This window comes from Stenotrophomonas sp. GbtcB23 (assembly GCF_019091045.1).
GTDB classification, from domain to species: domain Bacteria; phylum Pseudomonadota; class Gammaproteobacteria; order Xanthomonadales; family Xanthomonadaceae; genus Stenotrophomonas; species Stenotrophomonas rhizophila_A.
The window spans coordinates 316-560 of sequence record NZ_JAGXKC010000171.1 but is presented as its reverse complement, the minus strand read 5'-3'; the positions used below and the strand labels follow the sequence as shown (position 1 = coordinate 560).

1 pseudogene is annotated in these 245 nt (G+C 66.9%); it reads right to left on the bottom strand.

From position 1 onward, the window contains the following. Nucleotides 1-106: 106 nt before the first annotated feature. Nucleotides 107-245, bottom strand: a pseudogene (locus KVS69_RS21185) (DUF411 domain-containing protein); the annotation flags it as partial.

Genomic DNA, 245 nt, shown 5'->3' with positions numbered 1-245 from the left:
GGCCTGGGGCCGGTGTGCTGCGGAATGGTGAGTCATGTAGTTCTCCTTCTTCCTCGCGGGCGAGAATCGGCGCGCCCGCAACACCGTCCCCTGTTGCTGCGACGGATCAGTGCTGTGCGAACGGTTCAGTGGTTCCGTCGCGATGGATCAGCTCGACCGTGAACGGCTGCTGGCGTCCCTCCGGGGCCTCCATGCCCGGAGAACCAAGCGGCATCCCTGGGAGGACCAGGCCGCGTGCGTTCGGC